Origin of the sequence: Mesorhizobium sp. M7D.F.Ca.US.004.03.1.1, assembly GCF_003998635.1 — a bacterium.
Taxonomy (GTDB): domain Bacteria; phylum Pseudomonadota; class Alphaproteobacteria; order Rhizobiales; family Rhizobiaceae; genus Mesorhizobium; species Mesorhizobium loti.
Genome location: NZ_RZQG01001716.1, coordinates 1 through 530, shown reverse-complemented (window position 1 = coordinate 530; position 530 = coordinate 1). Strand labels below are relative to the sequence as shown.

1 pseudogene is annotated in these 530 nt (G+C 64.0%); it reads right to left on the bottom strand.

Annotation, left to right across the window (positions count from 1 at the left end):
* A pseudogene (gene truB, locus EN935_RS39670) lies at positions 1-530 on the bottom strand (tRNA pseudouridine(55) synthase TruB); the annotation flags it as partial.

Sequence of the window (530 nt, the reverse complement as noted above, 5' to 3'; positions counted from 1 at the left end):
ATGGCGACCAGCTTGCCGCGCGCCGTGGCGCAGGCTTCCTCGGCTTCCACCGGTGCATCGCGACCGCGAATGATGACCGGGTTGCCAAGGCGGATCTTGGTCGCAGCGTCGTCGCTGATGGCGATCTGCGGCAGGCAATCGAGGGCAGCCGATGTATCGACCAGAAGCGCATCGATGGCGTCGAAGTCGATCGGTGCTTCCACCGCGTCAGCGGCTTCCGTCGTGTCAGCGACGTCCGTCGCGTCCGAGCTGTCTTCATCCTGCACACCGAAACGAGCGGCTTCCAGTTCGGCGATGGTGACGAAATCCTCCGGGGTGAACGGCTCGACCTCGACCCGGCGCAATTCTGAAATATGGCCGAAGCAGCCCATGTCGCGGCCCATGTCGCGGGCCAGCGAGCGCACATAGGTGCCCTTGCCGCATTCGACCTCGAAAACAGTATGGTCGGCGCTATGCTCGACAACGTCCAAACGACCGATCTCGATCTCGCGTGGCGGAATGTCGACTGTCGCGCCGTCGCGGGCCAGATC